Here is a 15,531-nt window from a genome sequence, read left to right as displayed (position 1 = left end):
CGACGAACTCCCCCTGCGGAATGAAGATCACCCGCGTCACGGCAAACACCAGCACCAGCGCGAGCGCGAGCAGCGCGTAGATCGCACCGTTGGTGATGCCGTCCTGTGCGAGCAACAGCGCTATCTGGAAATCCATGGACGAACCCCGCTATCGCGAGCGGCGCAGGCCGCTCCCGATTCTTTCAGCAACGAATGAAAGCCCCGCACGGCGCGAGGCGAAGCCCGGCCGTCACGGTTTCAGCTCAGGAACTCACTTGACACTTACTTGACGAGTTTCCATGCGCCATTCTGGATCTGCACCATCACGCGCGCGCGCTGGTCCAGGCCCAGGTGGTCGTTGGGGCTCATGCTGAAGATGCCGTGCGCGGCGGGCACTTCCTTCAGGCCTTCAAGTGCGTCGCGCAGCGCGGCACGGAACTCCTTGGTGCCGGGCTTGGCCTTCTTCAGCGCCGTCGGCACGGCGGCGGCGAGCAGCACGCCGCTGTCCCAGCCGTGCGCGCCGAAGGTCGAAACGCTGCCCTTGCCGTGGGCGGCTTCGTACTTGGTGATGTACTCGAGCGCGCTCTTCTTCACCGGATTGGTGTCGGGCAGCTGCGCCGCCACCAACACGGGGCCGGCCGGCAGGAAGGTGCCCTCACAGTCCTTGCCGCACACACGCAGGAAGTCGTTGTTGGCGACGCCGTGGGTCTGGTAGATCTTGCCCGTAAAGCCGCGCTCCTTGAACGCCTTCTGCGGCAGCGCAGCCGGCGTGCCGGAACCGGCGATCAGCACCGCGTCGGGCTTCGCGGCCATGATCTTCAGCACCTGGCCGGTCACCGAGGTGTCGGTGCGGGCGAAACGCTCGTTGGCGACCAACTTGAGCTTGCGCGCATCGGCCACGGCGGAGAACTGCTCGTACCAGCCTTCGCCGTAGGCGTCGGAGAAGCCGATGAAGGCGACCGTCTTCACGCCGCTGTTGGTCATGTGCTCGATGATCGCGGTCGACATCTGCGCGTCGTTCTGCGGCGTCTTGAACACCCAGCGCTTCTTGTCGTCCATCGGCTCGACGATGCGCGCGGAGGCGGCCATCGAGATCATCGGCGTCGCGGCCTCGGCGACCACGTCGATCATCGCCAGCGAGTTCGGCGTGATCGTGGAGCCCAGCACGACGTCGACCTTGTCCTCGGAGATCAGCTTGCGGACGTTCTTCACCGCCGAGGTCGTGTCGGAGGCATCGTCGAGGACGATGTAGTTGATTTTCTCGCCGGCGATCGTCGTCGGCATCAAGGCGATCGTGTTCTTCTCCGGGATGCCCAGCGAGGCGGCCGGCCCGGTCGCCGACACGGTCACGCCGACGTTGATGTCGGCGTGAGCGGCAGTCGCAGCGAAGGCCAGACCGATGGCAGCCATCATGGAAGTGCGCAGTTTCATGGTGTGTCTCCTCCTCTTGGTTTATTGGCGACCGAACCTGAGGGAAGTCGCGGTCGCGTCCGGCGATTATTGCTTACGATACAAACTATTGCTAGTCCAACTATTGATCTGAATCACGTTTTCGCCACACCGGCGCCATGTTGTGCGATGTTTTCCGCACCGGTGGCGCACCCAACATAGCCCCCATCGCTTGCACTCGCCTCACGCGCTACGCATCGGCCGCCGCCCGCGACGCTGCCACGCTCACGCCCTCGTTGCGCATCAGGCCGCGCACGCCGTTGAGGAAGATTCCGGTGACGATCGGCGCCATGTCGTGGAAGGTGAGCGGGCCGTCGGCGCGCAGCCAGGTGAAGGTCCAGTTGATCATGCCGAACAGGATCATCGTGACCGCCTTGTCGAGCTTGCTCCCCTTGAGGCCCGGCTCGACCCGCGCGAGCGCGTCGGCAAAGGCCGCGACGACGCGCCGCTGCTTGCCGGCGACGCTCTCCGCCTGCTCCTCCTTGAGGAACTTCACGTCCTGCACCAGAACCATGTGATGGTCCTGTGCGTGCTCGTATTCCTCCATGAAGCGCGTCACGAGCTCGGTGAAATGGGCCTCGGGGCCGAGCTTGCGCGCCTCCACGGACGCGACGATCGCGAGCAGCTCGTCGATGTAGCTGTCGGCGATGTCGAACAGCAGGTGTTCCTTGTCGCGGTAGTAGTGGTACAGCAGCGGCTTGGACACGCCGCAGGCCTGCGCGATCGCCGACATCGAGGCGTTGTGGAAGCCCTTTTCCGCGAACAGCCCCGCCGCCGCGCGCAGCATCGCCGCGCGCTGCAGCTCGAAAGTGGGTGCCTTGCCTCGTGCCATGCCGGATGTCGTGCCTGTGTCGGGGCCAGCCGCGCCCCTCAGCGCTCGTCGAAACTGATGACGACGCGATCGGTGAGGGGGTGCGCCTGGCAGGTGAGAATGTAGCCGGCATCGACGTCCGGCTGTTCGAGGGTGAAATTCTTGTCCATGCGCACCTTGCCCTCAAGCAGTTTCGCGCGGCAGGTGCAGCACACGCCGCCCTTGCACGAGTACGGCAGGTCCATGCCGGCGCGCAGCGCGACGTCGAGGATGGACGGATCCTCGGCGCGGAACTCCATCTCGCGCCTGAGGCCGTCGGCGATCACGGTGACCCGGGCCTGCGTCGCGTCGCCCGGTTCGACGTGGTGCTCGGGCGCCGTCGCGGGCACGCCGAAGCGCTCGAGGTGGATGTGCTCGTGCGCGACGCCGCCCGCCTGCAGCGCGGCCTCGACCTCGTCGATCATGCCGCCGGGGCCGCAGATGAAGGCCTCGTCGATGGTGTCGACGGGGATCAGCGTGTCGAGGAACATGCGCACGCGCTCGCCGTCGAGCCGGCCATTGAACAGCGGCACCTCCTGCTCCTCGCGCGAGAACAGGTTGTACAGCGTGAAGCGCGACATGTAGCGGTTCTTCAGGTCCTCGAGGGTCTCGGCGAACATCACGCTCGCCTGGCGGCGATTGCTGTAGACCAGCGTGAAGCGGCTGTGCGGCTCGGCGCGCAGCGTGGTCTTCACCAGCGACAGGATCGGCGTGATGCCGCTGCCGGCGGCAAAGGCGACGTAGTGCTTGGCGTGCGCGGGGTCGAGCGGGGTGTGGAAGCGGCCTTCCGGCGTCATGATCTCCAGCACGTCGCCGGCCTTGATGCCGCCGTCGTTGGCCCAGGTCGAGAATGCGCCGCCGTTGATCTTCTTGATCGCGACGCACAGTTCGCCGTCGTCGACACCGGAACAGATCGAATAGGAGCGGCGCAGTTCCTCGCCGTTGACCTTGACCTTGAGGTTGAGGTGCTGACCCTGCTCGAAGCGGTAGTCCGCGGTGAGCTCGGCGGGGATCTCGAAGCGCAGGCTCACCGCCTCAGGCGTCTCGCGCCGCACCTCGGCGACTTTCAGCGGGTGGAATTTCGGCGTTCTGTGCGTCGTCATGTGATTGTCTCCTCGATCGCTTCTCGTGGCGATTCGAATCAAATTGGCTTGAAGTACTCGAATGGCTCCAGGCAGCTCTGGCAGCGGTACAGCGCCTTGCACGCGGTCGAACCGAACTGCGACAGCCGCGTCGTGTCGGTCGAGCCGCAGCGCGGGCACGCAAGCTTGCGCGGTACGAAGCGGAGCGGCTGCGGGCCGACGGGTGCGTCGCCGCCCGGGGGGGCGATGCCGTAGGCACGCAGCTTCTCCTTCGCCGGCTCGGTGATCCAGTCGGTGGTCCATGCGGGCGCAAGGCGCGTCTCGACCGAAACCTCGCCCGCACCGGCGGCGACCAGCGCGTCGTGGATGCTCTGCGAGATGACCTCGGTCGCGGGGCAGCCGGAATAGGTCGGCGTGACGACGACGTGCAGGCCGCCCGCGCGCGCGAGGACTTCGCGCACGATGCCGAGCTCGGTCACCGAGATCACCGGGATCTCGGGATCGGGCACGGCGTGGAGGACCTCCCAGGCCTGGGTTTCGGTGATCATCGCTGCATTACCACTGAGCGCCCGGATAGGTGCGCTGCAGGTACTGCATCTCCGACAGCAGGTGCCCCAGATGCTCGCTGTGGCGGCCGAACTTGCCGTAGGACTTGAACGGCGTGCGCGCCGGCACGGTCAGCGTCGCCTCGTTCAGGACCGGCACCACCGCCGCTTCCCACGCCGCTTCGAGCTCGCTCCACGCAGGGCCGATGGCGGCGGCGGCAATCGCCTCGTCGGTCGGATTCGCGGCGAAGAACTCGGCGGTGTAGGGCCACAGGTAGTCGAGCGCGGCCTGCGTGCGCTCGTGCGATTCGGCCGTTCCGTCGCCCAGGCGCACGACCCAGTCGCCGGCGTGCTGGGCGTGGTAGCGCGCTTCCTTGAGGCTCTTCGCGGCGATCGCGGCGAGCTCGGTGTCACTGGAGGCAAGCAGGCGTTCCCACAGCAGCACCTGGAAGCTCGCGAAGAGGAAGTTGCGCACCATCGTGCGGCCGAAATCCGCGTTCGGCAGCTCGCACAGCGTGAGGTTGCGGTAGTGCATCTCGATGCGCAGGAAGGCGAGCTGATCCTCGTCGCGGCCCTTGCCTTCGAGCTTTCCGGCGTGCGTGAGCAGCATGCGCGCCTGGCCGATCAGGTCCAGCGACATGTTCGCGAGCGCCATGTCCTCTTCGAGCACCGGCGCGTGGCCGCACCATTCGGACATGCGCTGGCCGAGGATCAGCGCGTTGTCGCCGATGCGGGTGACGTATTCGATGTGTGCGGGGTTGGGAGTCTGTTGCGTCATCTTTGCAGCCCTCTCACATGTGGTTCACTTCGTCGGGCAGCTGGTAGAAGGTCGGATGCCGGTAGATCTTGTCCTCGGCCGGGTCGAACAGCTCGGGCTTGGCGTCCGGGTCGGAGGCCACGATGTGGTCGGCCTGCACGACCCAGATGCTCACGCCTTCCTGGCGGCGGGTATAGACGTCGCGCGCGACCTGCAGCGCGAGCTTCGCATCGGGCGCATGCACGCTGCCGCAGTGCTTGTGATCGAGTCCGTTGCGGCTGCGCACGAAGACTTCCCACAGCGGCCATTCCTTGCGTTCCATGTCTCTTCTCCTCTCGTGAGGGCTGGCCGGGGCCGCCCTTTCTGTCGGTGTGTTGCGGATATTCCTGTCAGGCGGCCTGGTGTTCGCGCGCGGCGCGCTTCCTCTCGTGCTCGAGCGCGGCCTCGCGCACCCAGGCGCCGTCTTCCCACGCCTTGACGCGCGCGGCCAGCCGATCGACGTTGCCCTGGCCGTGGCCATTGACGACGTTCCAGAACTCGTCCCAGTCGATCGCGCCGAAATCGTGGTGGCCGCGTTCGGCGTTCCACTTCAGCTCCGGGTCGGGCATCGTCACGCCCAGCACCTTGGCCTGCTCGACGGTCGCGTCGACGAACTTCTGGCGCAGGTCGTCGTTGGAGATGCGCTTGATGCCCCAGCGCGCGCTCTGGCCCGAATGCACGGAGTCCTTGTCGTGCGGGCCGAACATCATGATCGACGGCCACCACCAGCGATTGACGGCGTCCTGCACCATCTCGCGCTGCTCTTCGGTGCCCTTCATCATCGCCAGCAGCAGGTCGTAGCCCTGGCGCTGGTGGAAGGACTCCTCCTTGCAGATCCTCACCATCGCCCGCGCATAGGGGCCGTAGCTGCACTTGCACAGCGGGATCTGGTTCATGATCGCGGCGCCGTCCACGAGCCAGCCGATCACGCCGATGTCCGCCCAGGTGAGCGTGGGGTAGTTGAAGATCGAGCTGTACTTGGCGCGGCCGCTGTGCAGCGCCTCCAGCAGCTCGTCGCGCGACACGCCCAGCGTCTCGGCGGCGGCGTAGAGATACAGGCCGTGACCGCCCTCGTCCTGCACCTTGGCGAGCAGGATCGCCTTGCGCTTGAGCGTCGGCGCACGCGTGATCCAGTTGCCTTCAGGCAGCATGCCGACGATCTCGGAGTGCGCGTGCTGGCTAATCTGGCGGATCAGGGTCTTGCGGTAGGCCTCGGGCATCCAGTCCTTGGCCTCGATGTAGCCGCCGGCGTCGATCCTGGCGTCGAACTCGGCCTGGTACTCGGGATTCTCGACCACGCGCGGGCCCTTGTCGGCGCTCTGCTGCGGGATGTCCAGTGCTTGGGTATACATTGTGTTGTCTCCTCCTCTCTCATTCCTGGCTGGGGCGAGTGCGAGGCCGCCGCAGCGGCCCCTTCAGACACTCACTCCTTGGGGCGGCGGTCGATGACGCGCTTCGCCTTGCCGATCGTCACGCGCTCGATCGAGAACGGCTCGCCGACAACGACCTTCGCCGAGACGCCGATGAAGGTCTTGATGCGATGCGCGAGCTCCTCGCCGACCGCCTCCTTCTGCTCGGGATGCCGGCCGACGATCGCGTCCGGGTCCAGCTCGACCTTCACCGTCAGCGTGTCCATGTGGCCCTTCTTGTCGACTTCCAGCACGTATTGCGCGGCGAGCTGGGGCATGTGGCAGATCAGCTCCTCGATCTGCGTCGGGAAGAGGTTCACGCCGCGGATGATCAGCATGTCGTCGGAACGGCCGGTGATCTTGGCCATGCGCCGCATGGCGCGCGAGGTCGGCGGCAGCAGGCGCGTAAGGTCGCGCGTGCGGTAGCGGATCACCGGCATCGCTTCCTTGGTCAGCGTCGTGAACACCAGCTCGCCTTCCTCGCCGTCCGGCAGCACGTCGCCGGTCTTCGGGTCGATGATCTCGGGGTAGAAATGGTCTTCCCACACCACCGGGCCGTCCTTGCTCTCGACGCACTCGCTGGCGACACCCGGCCCCATCACTTCCGACAGACCATAGATGTCGACCGCATCGAGCCCGGAGCGCGCCTCCATCGCCTCGCGCATGCCCTGCGTCCACGGCTCGGCGCCGAAGATGCCGACCTTCAGCGAGGTCGATTTCGGGTCGATGCCCATGCGCTCCATCTCGTCGAGGATGGTCAGCATGTAGGACGGCGTCACCATGATGATGTCGGGCTTGAAGTCCTGGATCACCTGGATCTGCTTCTCGGTCTGCCCGCCGGACATCGGCACCACCGTGCAGCCCAGCCGCTCGGCGCCGTAATGCGCGCCCAGCCCGCCGGTGAACAGGCCGTAGCCGTAGGACACATGCACCATGTCGCCGGCGCGGCCGCCCGCGGCGCGGATCGAGCGTGCGACGACGGTGGCCCAGGTGTCGATGTCCTTCAGCGTGTAGCCGACCACCGTCGGCTTGCCGGTCGTGCCCGACGACGCATGCACGCGCGCGACCTTCTCGCGCGGCACCGCGAACATGCCGAAGGGGTAGTTGTCGCGCAGATCGCTCTTCGCGGTGAAGGGAAACTTCGCCAGATCCGCGAGCGTCTTCAGGTCGTCCGGATGCACGCCCTTGGCGTCGAAGGCCTTGCGGTAGTGCGGCACGTTCTCGTAGGCGTGGCGCACGCTCCACTGCATGCGTTCGAGCTGCAGCGCGCGCAGCTCGTCCTGACTGGTTGTCTCGATCGCTTCCAGGTCGCCGGGCGACGGGGTCTTCACGGGCATTGCTCTCTCTCCTCCTGATTTCTTCGGTTTGCGCGGATTTCATATGAACCCGGAGTCATTCCCCGAAGCGGGGGAGTCCCGGGCGACCCGTGTCAAACGCTATTCACAACTCGACGACGGCCCTGCCTTTCAGCCGGTAGGACTTGCCGCGCATCACCGCGAGCAGCTCGCCCTTCTGGTTTGTGACGCTGATGTCGTACACGCCGGTGCGCCCGGCGGCGAACACTTCCTGCGCCTCGGCGCACAGCAGGTCCCCGGGGCGGCCGGGCGCCATGAAGTCGAGGCTGATGCCCGACGCCACGGTCTGCTCGTTGTAGCTGTTGCATGCGTAGGCGAAGGCCGTGTCGGCGAGCACCGTGATGAAGCCGCCGTGGCAGATGCGAAAACCGTTGAGCATTTCCTCGCGCACCGTCATCGTCACCTTCGCGTAGCCGGGACCGACCGCCTCGAAGCGGATGCCATTGGCGCGCAGCACGCGGTCGTTCTCCGACATGCCCTCGCGCACGCGCTCGGCGACGAGTTGGGGATCGAGCCCGTTCGTGAGATCGCGATAGCCCGCCTCAGTCATACATCGCCTCCCCGTTGCAGGCCTTGCGGCGCAGCAGCGGCGACACGCGATAGCGCTCCTCGCCGTAGTGATCCTTGAGATTCGCGAGCACCTCGACGACGAAACCCGCGCCGAGCTGGTCGGCCCACGCGAGCGGGCCGCCCTTGGGGTAGTTGGTGCCGTAGCGCATCGCGGTATCGACGTCGCGCGCGCTCGCCACGCCCTGCAGCACCGCATCGGCGGCCTCGTTCGCGAGCATCACGACGGTGCGCAGCGCGATCAGCCCGGCGACGTCGTCGATCGCGCTGACCTTGAAGCCGGCCTTCTGGAAGGTGCCGGTGACCACGCGCAGCGCACCCAGGCCGCACTGGTCGGCGCGCGTGAGCGCGATGCGGGTGCTGGTCGAGTAGTCGAGGCACAGGTCGAAGAGCACGAGGTTCGGCACGCGCTCCTCGGCCGCGCGCAGCGTCGCGGTGCGGCCGTCGGTGAGCGCGACGCGCGCGGGGCCGATCTGCATCCAGCCGCGCTTGCCGTGCATGCCCGCCTCGCGCCGCACCTCGATGCCGGCCGCTTCGAGGCGCGCCAGCAGCGGCGCCGCGGCGCCAATATCGCCGACCACGGTGATGCGCGGCTCGCCGTCCTGCGCCGGCTCGTCCTGCGGCACGGCCTTCGCGGCGAGTTCGCCATATTCATAGATGCCGCGCCCGGTCTTGCGTCCCAGCCGGCCGGCGGCGACGAGCTCCTGCTGGAACGGGCTCGGCGCAAAGCGGCGGTCGCAGAAGTAGGCCTCGAACACCGACTTCGTCACCGCGAAGTTCACGTCGTGGCCGATCAGGTCCATCACCTCGAAGGGGCCCATCGCAAAGCCGCAGCCTTCGCGCAGGATCGCGTCCAGCGTCGCCGGCTCCGCCTCGTGCTCGGCGAGCACGCGCAGCGCCTCCGCATAGTACGGACGCGCGACGCGGTTCACGATGAAGCCGGGTGTCGAAGCCGCATGCACGGGCATCTTGCCCCAGGTGCGCGCGGTCGCGTGCAGGCACTCGGCAACCTCGCGCTCGGTGTTGAGTCCTGAAACCACCTCGACCAGCGCCATGCGCGGCGCGGGGTTGAAGAAGTGCAGGCCGGCGAGCCGGCCGGGACGGGCGAGCCCGGCCGCCATCGCGTTGATCGACAGCGACGAGGTGTTGCTCGCGATGATCGCGTCCGCGCCGAGCATGCTTTCCAGCTCGGCGAAGAGCTTGCGCTTGACGTCGAGGTTCTCGACGATCGCCTCGATCGCGAGGCCGGCATCGGCCGCCTCGGCCAGCGCCGCGACCGGCACGACGCGTTCGAGCGTCGCCGCGGCTTCGGCCTGGTCGAGCCGGTTCTTCGACACGAGGAACTTCAGGTCCTTTTCGATCGCCGCGCGTCCGGCGGCGATCGCTTCGCTGCGGCCATCGAACAGGTACACGGTGTGGCCCGCGCGCGCGGCGACCTGGGCGATGCCGCTGCCCATTGCGCCGGCGCCGATCACGACGACCTTCACATCCTTGCCGAGGGCACTCATTCAATCACCCTTGAAGTTCGGGTTGCGCTTCTCGATGAACGCGGCGACCCCTTCGCGGTAGTCGTTCGAGTTGCCACACACGGTCATCAGGTCGCGCTCGAGGTTGAGTTGGGTCTCGAAGTCGTGGGTCGAGCTCGCCCAGATCGCCTGCTTGGTTTTCGCGTAGCCGAAGGTGGGGCCCTTCGCGAGACCGGCGGCGACCTGCTGTACGGTCGGCATCAGCGCCTCGTCGTCCACGCACTTCCAGATCAGGCCCCAGGTCTCGGCCTGCTCGGCCGACAGCTTCTCGCCCAGCAGCGCCATGCCCATCGCACGCGCCGGACCGACGAGGCGCGGCAGGATCCAGCTGCCGCCGGTGTCCGGCACGACGCCGAGCTTGCTGAAGGACTGGATGAAGCTCGCCGAGCGCGCCGCGAACACGAGGTCACACGCCAGAGCGATGCTCGCGCCGGCACCGGCCGCGACGCCATTGACCGCCGCGATCACCGGCAGCTCGAGGCTGCGCAGCGCGAGCACGAGCGGCTTGTAGTTCTTCTCGACCGATTCGCCCAGATCCACCGGCGCAGCGCCCGGCGCCACGGCACGGTCCGACAGGTCCTGCCCGGCACAGAAGCCGCGCCCCGCACCAGTCAGCACCAGCACGCGCACGACGCCGGCCGCGCGCCCGTCCCGGACCATCGCCAGCGCCGCGCGCACCTCCTCGTGCATCCGGCTCGTGAACGAGTTCAACCGGTCCGGCCGGTTCAGCGTCAGCGTCGCAACGCCTTCGACCACATCGAGGCGAATCGACTCGCCCTGCATGCCCCAATCCGTTCTGCGCAACTCGCTGCTCATGTCTCCTCCTGTCATCCCTCTGCACAAACGCCAACCAATGCCCTCAGGCGGCGCTTCTGCAGAGTCTCCTTTTTCGGATCGCCCGGAAGGCTTCGAGGCCTCCTGTCGGCGGGGGTCGGTGCCCGGTATCCCGAGCTTTCTTTCTAGTCCGGCCTTTGTTTGACCGACCGGTCAATCAATAGTAAGCTTGATCCAGATCAAAAGACAACAGTTTTTTGCTTGACAAGTTTCCCCGCAGCGCAGCAATGCGCCAGCCGCTATAACAAGGTCAGCAGCACCGATCCGCAGGGGCCGCAGAAGCCCCGCCCCATCACCAGAGGAGACCCTCGATGTCCCACGCCGCGTCCACCACCACGCCCGCCCAGCTGTTCGACAAGCACCACGCGACCCTCGAAGCCGCCGTCCAGGCGATCCACGCCCGCGGCTACTGGACGCCCTACCCCGAGATGCCCAGCCCCAAGGTATATGGGGAAACGGCACAGGACGACGGGCGCCGCGCCGTCGAGGCCACCTTCGGCCAGGACTTCGAGCTCGACCAGCCCGGCCGGAGCGGCTGGATGGCGACCGAGCGTTCGCCTTACGGCGTCGAACTGGGCGTGCGCTATCCGGTGTGCGACGCCGACGCGCTGATCGCCGCCGCACACGCCGCGATGCCGGGCTGGCAGCGCATCGGCGCGCAAGGCCGCGCCGGCGTGTGCCTGGAGATCCTCGAGCGCATCAACAAGAAGAGCTGCGAGATCGCCCATGCGGTGATGCTCACCACCGGCCAGGGCTGGATGATGGCCTTCCAGGCCGGCGGCCCGCACGCGCAGGACCGCGGCCTCGAGGCCGTCGCCTACGCCTACCGCGAGATGAAGTTCATCCCGCACGAAACGGTATGGGAGAAGCCGCAGGGCAAGAACCCGCCGCTGAAGATGAAGAAGCACTTCGAGATCGTCGGCCGCGGCGTCGCGCTGGTGATCGGCTGCGGCACCTTCCCGACCTGGAACACCTACCCGGGCCTCTTCGCCGCGCTCGCGACCGGCAACCCGGTCATCGTCAAGCCGCACCAGAACGCGATCCTGCCCGCCGCGATCACCGTGCGCATCGCGCGCGAGGTGCTCGCCGAGGCCGGCCTCGACCCCAACCTCGTCACGCTCGCCGCCTTCGACAAGCGCGAAGCCACGCAGGCGCTCGCGACCCACCCGGCGGTGAAATCGATCGACTTCACCGGCGGCAACAGCTTCGGCCAGTGGCTGATCAGCCATGCGAAGCAGGCGCAGGTGTATGCCGAGCTCGCCGGCGTGAACAACGTCGTCATCGAATCCACCGACCAGTACAAGGCGATGCTGCGGAACCTCGCCTTCACGCTGTGCCTGTATTCCGGCCAGATGTGCACGACAACGCAGGCGATCCTTGTGCCGGCGGGCGGCATCGACACCGACCAGGGGCACAAGAGCTACGACGAGGTGTGCGCCGATCTCGCCGCATCGATCGACAAGTTCCTCGCCGACCCGGCGGTCGCGACCGCCGTGCTGGGCGCGATCCAGTCGCCCGACACGCTCGCCCGCATCGCGGAGACGCCCGAGCATGGCCGCGTCGTGCTCGCGTCGAAGAAAATTGCCCACGCCGAGTTTCCCGGCGCCGAAGTGCGTTCGCCGGTGCTGCTCGCGTGCGACGCCGCGGACGAGAACGCCTATATGGAAGAGCGCTTCGGCCCGATCGCCTTCGTCGTGAAGGTCGCCAACGGCGCCGCCGCGGTCGCGCTGTCCGAGCGCATCGTGCGCGAGCACGGCGCGCTCACGGTCGGGATCTACTCGACCAAGCCGGAAGTCGTCGACGCGATGACCGAAGCGACCTGGCATGCCGGCGTCGCGCTGTCGATCAACCTCACCGGCGGCGTGTTCGTGAACCAGTCGGCGGGTTTCTCGGACTACCACGGCGTCGGCATGAACCCGGCCGCGAACGCGAGCCTGTCGGACAGCGCCTTCGTCGCCAACCGCTTCCGCGTCGTGCAGCGCCGCTACCACGTCGAGTAAGCACGCAGGCCGCAACGCGCGGGCCTCGTCTACACTGAGTCTTCCCCGGACCAGACGCGAGGCCCTGCGCGATGCCCGACAACGGCAACCTCCTCGACACGCTGCCGCCGCCCGGCGGCGACGAAAGCTTCGACACCCTGTTCGAGCGCGCCGGCACGCGCATCGAGCGCATCGTCTCGCACGGCCACGCCAGCCCGCCCGGCTTCTGGTACGACCAGGAGCAGGCCGAGTGGGTGGTCGTCGTCCAGGGCGAGGCGGTGCTCGCGTTCGCGGATGGCGAACGGCGCGAGATGCGCGCCGGCGACTGGGTCACGATCGCGCCACACCGCCGCCACCGCGTCGAATCGACCGGCCCCGCGACCGTCTGGCTCGCGGTGCATGTAGACTGATGACATAGCGATCATCTCCCGCACGCCATGTCCCCCGAATCCCCGCAATACTGGACCCCGAACCACAGCTTCGACGACGGCAACGCCGCCGGCGAACGCGGCACGCGCCTCGTGCTGCTGATCACCGCGGTGACGATGGTGGTCGAGATCGCCGCCGGCTGGTGGTTCAACTCGATGGCGCTGCTCGCCGACGGCTGGCACATGAGCTCGCACGCGCTCGCGATCGGCCTCTCGGCGCTCGCCTACACCGCCGCGCGGCGCTACGCCGACGACCCGCGCTTCGCCTTCGGCACGTGGAAGATCGAGATCCTGGCCGGCTTCGCGAGCGCCATCTTCCTCGTCGGCGTCGCGCTCGCGATGGTCATCGGCTCGGTCGAGCGCCTGCTCGCGCCGCAGGACATCCGCTTCCCCGAGGCGATCACGGTCGCGGTAGTCGGCCTCGTCGTAAACGTCGTGTGTGCGCTGATCCTCAACCACGCGGGCGAGCATTCGCACGGCGGACACGGGCATGACCATCACGGCCACGACCCTGCCCACCCGCACGATCACGGCGGCCACCACCACGACCACCATGATCACGACCTCAACCTGCGCGCCGCCTACCTGCACGTGGTCGTCGACGCGGCGACCTCGGTGCTGGCGATCGTCGCGCTGCTCGGCGGCATGCTGTACGGCTGGAACTGGCTGGACCCGGTGATGGGCATCGTCGGCGCCGTGCTCGTCGCACGCTGGTCGCGCGGGCTGCTGCGCGACACCGGCCGCGTGCTGCTCGACCGCGAGATGGATCACCCGGTCGTGGGCGAGATCCGCGAGGCGCTCGCGAGCCACCCGCACTGGCCCGCGGCGCCGCGCATCGTGGACCTGCACGTGTGGCGCGTCGGCCGCAACCGCTTCGCCGCGATCGTCAGCGTGCTCACCGGCGACCCGACGATCACGCCGACCGCGATCAAACGCGCGCTCGCCCCGCACGAGGAACTGATCCACATCTCGGTGGAAGTGAACCGCCCGCAGGACGCCGCCTAAGGCGGACCGCGCCTCAGCGGTCCTGCGCGATGTCGCGCTGCACGGTGGTGCGCGCCGGCGGACGCGGCGGCACCGGCACCGGCGTCACGACCACGTCCGCGGCCCCCGGGTCCGCGACCACCGCCGGCGTCATGGGCAGCTCCCACAGCGCGCGGTACGTCGCGCTGTAGTTCATCAGCTGCTCGGTCATCCTGGCGATGCGATCCGGCGGGCGCGGCACGTTGGCCGGGCCGATCGCCGCGTAGCCGAGGCCGGCACGCTCGCCCTCGACCTCGAAGCCGAGCATCCTCAGCATGGTCGGCAGCATGTCGAAGTGCGTGACCTCGTCGGTGTTCTTCACGAGCTTCTTGTCGGCGCCGATCAGCAGGTTGTACACGCGCCGCTCCGGATTCTTCACCAGCTTGTCGTACGAGGTATTGCCCATCGCAAGATGGTCGCCCTGCACGACGACCGCGATGCGGTCCGACCAGCCCTTCTGGTTAATGTACTGGATGAAGTCCGCGACCTGTCCGGCGGTGCATTCGACGATGCCTTCGAAGTCCTGGTAGCCCTGGCGCTCGCAGGTCGACGAGAGGTGGCCGTAAGGGTGGTGCGTGTCGATCGTCAGAACGGTGAGATTGAAGGGCTTGCGCGACTTCATCAGCTGGTCGAGCTCGCCGCGCGCATGACGGAAGAGGTCGTCGTCGTAGAGCCCCCAGCCGCTCATCAGCTCGGGCCGTTCGCCCTGGTTCACCCACTCCTCGCGCCCCATCACCTTGCTGTAGTGGTGGTCCTTGAAGAACTTGCCGACGCCGGCAAAGGCGAGGCTGGAGCCGTTGAGGAAGACGTTGGTGTAGCCGTTGCTCGCGAGGATGTCACCGAGGCAGCGGGCGCGCGGCAGGTAGCGCTCGATCTGCTCGCCCTGTGCATTGCCGCCGAACAGCGCCACCGATTTCAAGGGCAACCCGCACTGCGTCGCGACGATGCCCGCGATCGTGTAGTGCGCACCCTGCATCTCGCGGTAGCTGTCGAAGGACGCCACGCGCGGCTTGCCCTTGAAGGCGTTGAGCCGGTGCAGCAGGTCGCGTCCGAACAGCGCCGGATCGGAATAGGTGTTCTCGAGGCTCTCGACGTAGATCAGCACGAGATTCTTCGGTTGCTCCTTGCCGCGCTTGATCGACACGCGGCTCGGGTCGACGTAGGAGCCGGCGAAGTAGTCCTCGCCGAAATAGGCCCGCACGTAGCGCGCGAGCGAAAAGCTGTCGATGAAGAAGGCGACCCCCGCGCCGAGCACGACCAGCGGGATCGCCCGCGACACGCCGCGACGCGTAAAGCGCGCCAGCGCGCGGCCGCAGCGGCGCATGCCGACGCGCAGCCAGTACCAGCCGCGGCGCAGCCACGGCGCCGGCCACTTGTCCGGATGCGCGCGCAGGTGGTTGACCCACTCGTCCAGCCCCCACAGCACCATCGCCAGCGCGACCGGCAGCGCCAGCGCGCGCCACAGGAAGCGGCGGGTCAGCTCGGGGTCGCTGGTCATCAGGCCCTCTGCGCCGAAACGCAGGTGGTAGAGCACTTGGTCTATCGTGACCGAGCCGAACTCGTCGGTGAGCCAGTCGGGCACCGCATACAGCAGGCAGCCGATGAGGATCGCCAAGGGTTTGAGCAGCTTTCGGACACGCATTGACAGGACGACTCCGGCGGGCGGACTTCCGTGCGGCGGCGCCGCAGGCACCGGAAGGTGCGCAATA

At 67.5% G+C, this 15,531-nt stretch carries 15 protein-coding genes and 1 pseudogene; 3 read left to right on the top strand and 13 right to left on the bottom strand.

The window, feature by feature from the left end; genetic code table 11:
- The 12 genes and pseudogenes from GPA27_RS21725 to paaG all read right to left on the bottom strand — a co-directional run.
- Positions 1 to 136, bottom strand: a pseudogene (locus tag GPA27_RS21725) (branched-chain amino acid ABC transporter permease); the annotation flags it as partial.
- Positions 137 to 261: 125 nt separating this feature from the next.
- Complete coding sequence (locus tag GPA27_RS21720) at positions 262 to 1,410, bottom strand: ABC transporter substrate-binding protein (protein ID WP_169142521.1); 1,149 nt, start codon at positions 1,408 to 1,410, stop codon at positions 262 to 264.
- A gap of 208 nt (positions 1,411 to 1,618) precedes the next feature.
- Positions 1,619 to 2,260 carry a TetR/AcrR family transcriptional regulator gene (locus GPA27_RS21715; protein WP_169142520.1) on the bottom strand — a complete coding sequence of 214 codons (642 nt, stop codon included), beginning with the start codon at positions 2,258 to 2,260 and terminating at the stop codon, positions 1,619 to 1,621.
- A gap of 38 nt (positions 2,261 to 2,298) precedes the next feature.
- The gene (gene paaE, locus GPA27_RS21710; protein ID WP_169142519.1) at positions 2,299 to 3,381 is read right to left on the bottom strand and encodes a 1,2-phenylacetyl-CoA epoxidase subunit PaaE; all 1,083 of its coding nucleotides are present in this window, start codon (positions 3,379 to 3,381) and stop codon (positions 2,299 to 2,301) included.
- 38 nt (positions 3,382 to 3,419) lie between these two features.
- On the bottom strand, positions 3,420 to 3,908 hold the full coding sequence (gene paaD / locus GPA27_RS21705) for a 1,2-phenylacetyl-CoA epoxidase subunit PaaD (protein WP_169142518.1): 489 nt from the start codon (positions 3,906 to 3,908) through the stop codon (positions 3,420 to 3,422).
- 7 nt (positions 3,909 to 3,915) lie between these two features.
- Positions 3,916 to 4,683 (bottom strand): 1,2-phenylacetyl-CoA epoxidase subunit PaaC, encoded by a 768-nt coding sequence (paaC, locus tag GPA27_RS21700; protein ID WP_169142517.1) that lies wholly within the window; start codon positions 4,681 to 4,683, stop codon positions 3,916 to 3,918.
- A gap of 13 nt (positions 4,684 to 4,696) precedes the next feature.
- Positions 4,697 to 4,984 (bottom strand): 1,2-phenylacetyl-CoA epoxidase subunit PaaB, encoded by a 288-nt coding sequence (paaB, locus tag GPA27_RS21695; protein ID WP_018989543.1) that lies wholly within the window; start codon positions 4,982 to 4,984, stop codon positions 4,697 to 4,699.
- A 67-nt stretch (positions 4,985 to 5,051) separates the two neighbouring features.
- On the bottom strand, positions 5,052 to 6,053 hold the full coding sequence (paaA, locus tag GPA27_RS21690) for a 1,2-phenylacetyl-CoA epoxidase subunit PaaA (protein WP_169142516.1): 1,002 nt from the start codon (positions 6,051 to 6,053) through the stop codon (positions 5,052 to 5,054).
- 71 nt (positions 6,054 to 6,124) lie between these two features.
- Complete coding sequence (gene paaK, locus GPA27_RS21685) at positions 6,125 to 7,447, bottom strand: phenylacetate--CoA ligase PaaK (RefSeq protein WP_169142515.1); 1,323 nt, start codon at positions 7,445 to 7,447, stop codon at positions 6,125 to 6,127.
- Between the two features lie 103 nt (positions 7,448 to 7,550).
- Positions 7,551 to 8,015, bottom strand: coding sequence for a hydroxyphenylacetyl-CoA thioesterase PaaI (gene paaI / locus GPA27_RS21680; protein WP_169142514.1), 465 nt, complete (start codon positions 8,013 to 8,015; stop codon positions 7,551 to 7,553).
- Complete coding sequence (gene paaH, locus GPA27_RS21675) at positions 8,008 to 9,540, bottom strand: 3-hydroxyacyl-CoA dehydrogenase PaaH (RefSeq protein WP_169142513.1); 1,533 nt, start codon at positions 9,538 to 9,540, stop codon at positions 8,008 to 8,010. The genes paaI and paaH overlap by 8 nt, the downstream gene beginning before the upstream one ends.
- On the bottom strand, positions 9,541 to 10,374 hold the full coding sequence (gene paaG / locus GPA27_RS21670) for a 2-(1,2-epoxy-1,2-dihydrophenyl)acetyl-CoA isomerase PaaG (protein ID WP_246261346.1): 834 nt from the start codon (positions 10,372 to 10,374) through the stop codon (positions 9,541 to 9,543). It lies immediately after the preceding gene.
- Positions 10,375 to 10,703: 329 nt separating this feature from the next.
- On the opposite strand from paaG, the gene paaN reads away from it, so the two are divergent.
- The 3 genes from paaN (at position 10,704) to dmeF (ending at position 13,804) form a co-directional block, all read left to right on the top strand.
- The gene (gene paaN / locus GPA27_RS21665; protein ID WP_169142512.1) at positions 10,704 to 12,392 is read left to right on the top strand and encodes a phenylacetic acid degradation protein PaaN; all 1,689 of its coding nucleotides are present in this window, start codon (positions 10,704 to 10,706) and stop codon (positions 12,390 to 12,392) included.
- Positions 12,393 to 12,463: 71 nt separating this feature from the next.
- Entirely contained in the window at positions 12,464 to 12,781 is a 318-nt protein-coding gene (locus GPA27_RS21660; RefSeq protein WP_169142511.1) for a cupin domain-containing protein, read from the top strand.
- Positions 12,782 to 12,808: 27 nt separating this feature from the next.
- Positions 12,809 to 13,804, top strand: coding sequence for a CDF family Co(II)/Ni(II) efflux transporter DmeF (gene dmeF, locus GPA27_RS21655; protein ID WP_169142510.1), 996 nt, complete (start codon positions 12,809 to 12,811; stop codon positions 13,802 to 13,804).
- Positions 13,805 to 13,817: 13 nt separating this feature from the next.
- Here dmeF and GPA27_RS21650 read toward each other — a convergent pair whose 3' ends face one another.
- The gene (locus tag GPA27_RS21650) at positions 13,818 to 15,464 is read right to left on the bottom strand and encodes a sulfatase-like hydrolase/transferase (protein WP_169142509.1); all 1,647 of its coding nucleotides are present in this window, start codon (positions 15,462 to 15,464) and stop codon (positions 13,818 to 13,820) included.
- Positions 15,465 to 15,531: the final 67 nt, after the last annotated feature.

Source organism: Aromatoleum toluolicum, assembly GCF_012911005.2.
Classification (GTDB): domain Bacteria; phylum Pseudomonadota; class Gammaproteobacteria; order Burkholderiales; family Rhodocyclaceae; genus Aromatoleum; species Aromatoleum toluolicum.
Note: the sequence above shows the minus strand (reverse complement) of the source record. Positions and strands in the feature narration are given on the sequence as shown.

Coding starts and splice junctions, on each gene's coding strand:
- GPA27_RS21720 (WP_169142521.1), bottom strand. CDS start 1,410: ATGAAACTGCGCACTTCCATGATGGCTGCCATCGGTCTGGCCTTCGCT.
- GPA27_RS21715 (WP_169142520.1), bottom strand. CDS start 2,260: ATGGCACGAGGCAAGGCACCCACTTTCGAGCTGCAGCGCGCGGCGATG.
- paaE (WP_169142519.1), bottom strand. CDS start 3,381: ATGACGACGCACAGAACGCCGAAATTCCACCCGCTGAAAGTCGCCGAG.
- paaD (WP_169142518.1), bottom strand. CDS start 3,908: ATGATCACCGAAACCCAGGCCTGGGAGGTCCTCCACGCCGTGCCCGAT.
- paaC (WP_169142517.1), bottom strand. CDS start 4,683: ATGACGCAACAGACTCCCAACCCCGCACACATCGAATACGTCACCCGC.
- paaB (WP_018989543.1), bottom strand. CDS start 4,984: ATGGAACGCAAGGAATGGCCGCTGTGGGAAGTCTTCGTGCGCAGCCGC.
- paaA (WP_169142516.1), bottom strand. CDS start 6,053: ATGTATACCCAAGCACTGGACATCCCGCAGCAGAGCGCCGACAAGGGC.
- paaK (WP_169142515.1), bottom strand. CDS start 7,447: ATGCCCGTGAAGACCCCGTCGCCCGGCGACCTGGAAGCGATCGAGACA.
- paaI (WP_169142514.1), bottom strand. CDS start 8,015: ATGACTGAGGCGGGCTATCGCGATCTCACGAACGGGCTCGATCCCCAA.
- paaH (WP_169142513.1), bottom strand. CDS start 9,540: ATGAGTGCCCTCGGCAAGGATGTGAAGGTCGTCGTGATCGGCGCCGGC.
- paaG (WP_246261346.1), bottom strand. CDS start 10,374: ATGAGCAGCGAGTTGCGCAGAACGGATTGGGGCATGCAGGGCGAGTCG.
- paaN (WP_169142512.1), top strand. CDS start 10,704: ATGTCCCACGCCGCGTCCACCACCACGCCCGCCCAGCTGTTCGACAAG.
- GPA27_RS21660 (WP_169142511.1), top strand. CDS start 12,464: ATGCCCGACAACGGCAACCTCCTCGACACGCTGCCGCCGCCCGGCGGC.
- dmeF (WP_169142510.1), top strand. CDS start 12,809: ATGTCCCCCGAATCCCCGCAATACTGGACCCCGAACCACAGCTTCGAC.
- GPA27_RS21650 (WP_169142509.1), bottom strand. CDS start 15,464: ATGCGTGTCCGAAAGCTGCTCAAACCCTTGGCGATCCTCATCGGCTGC.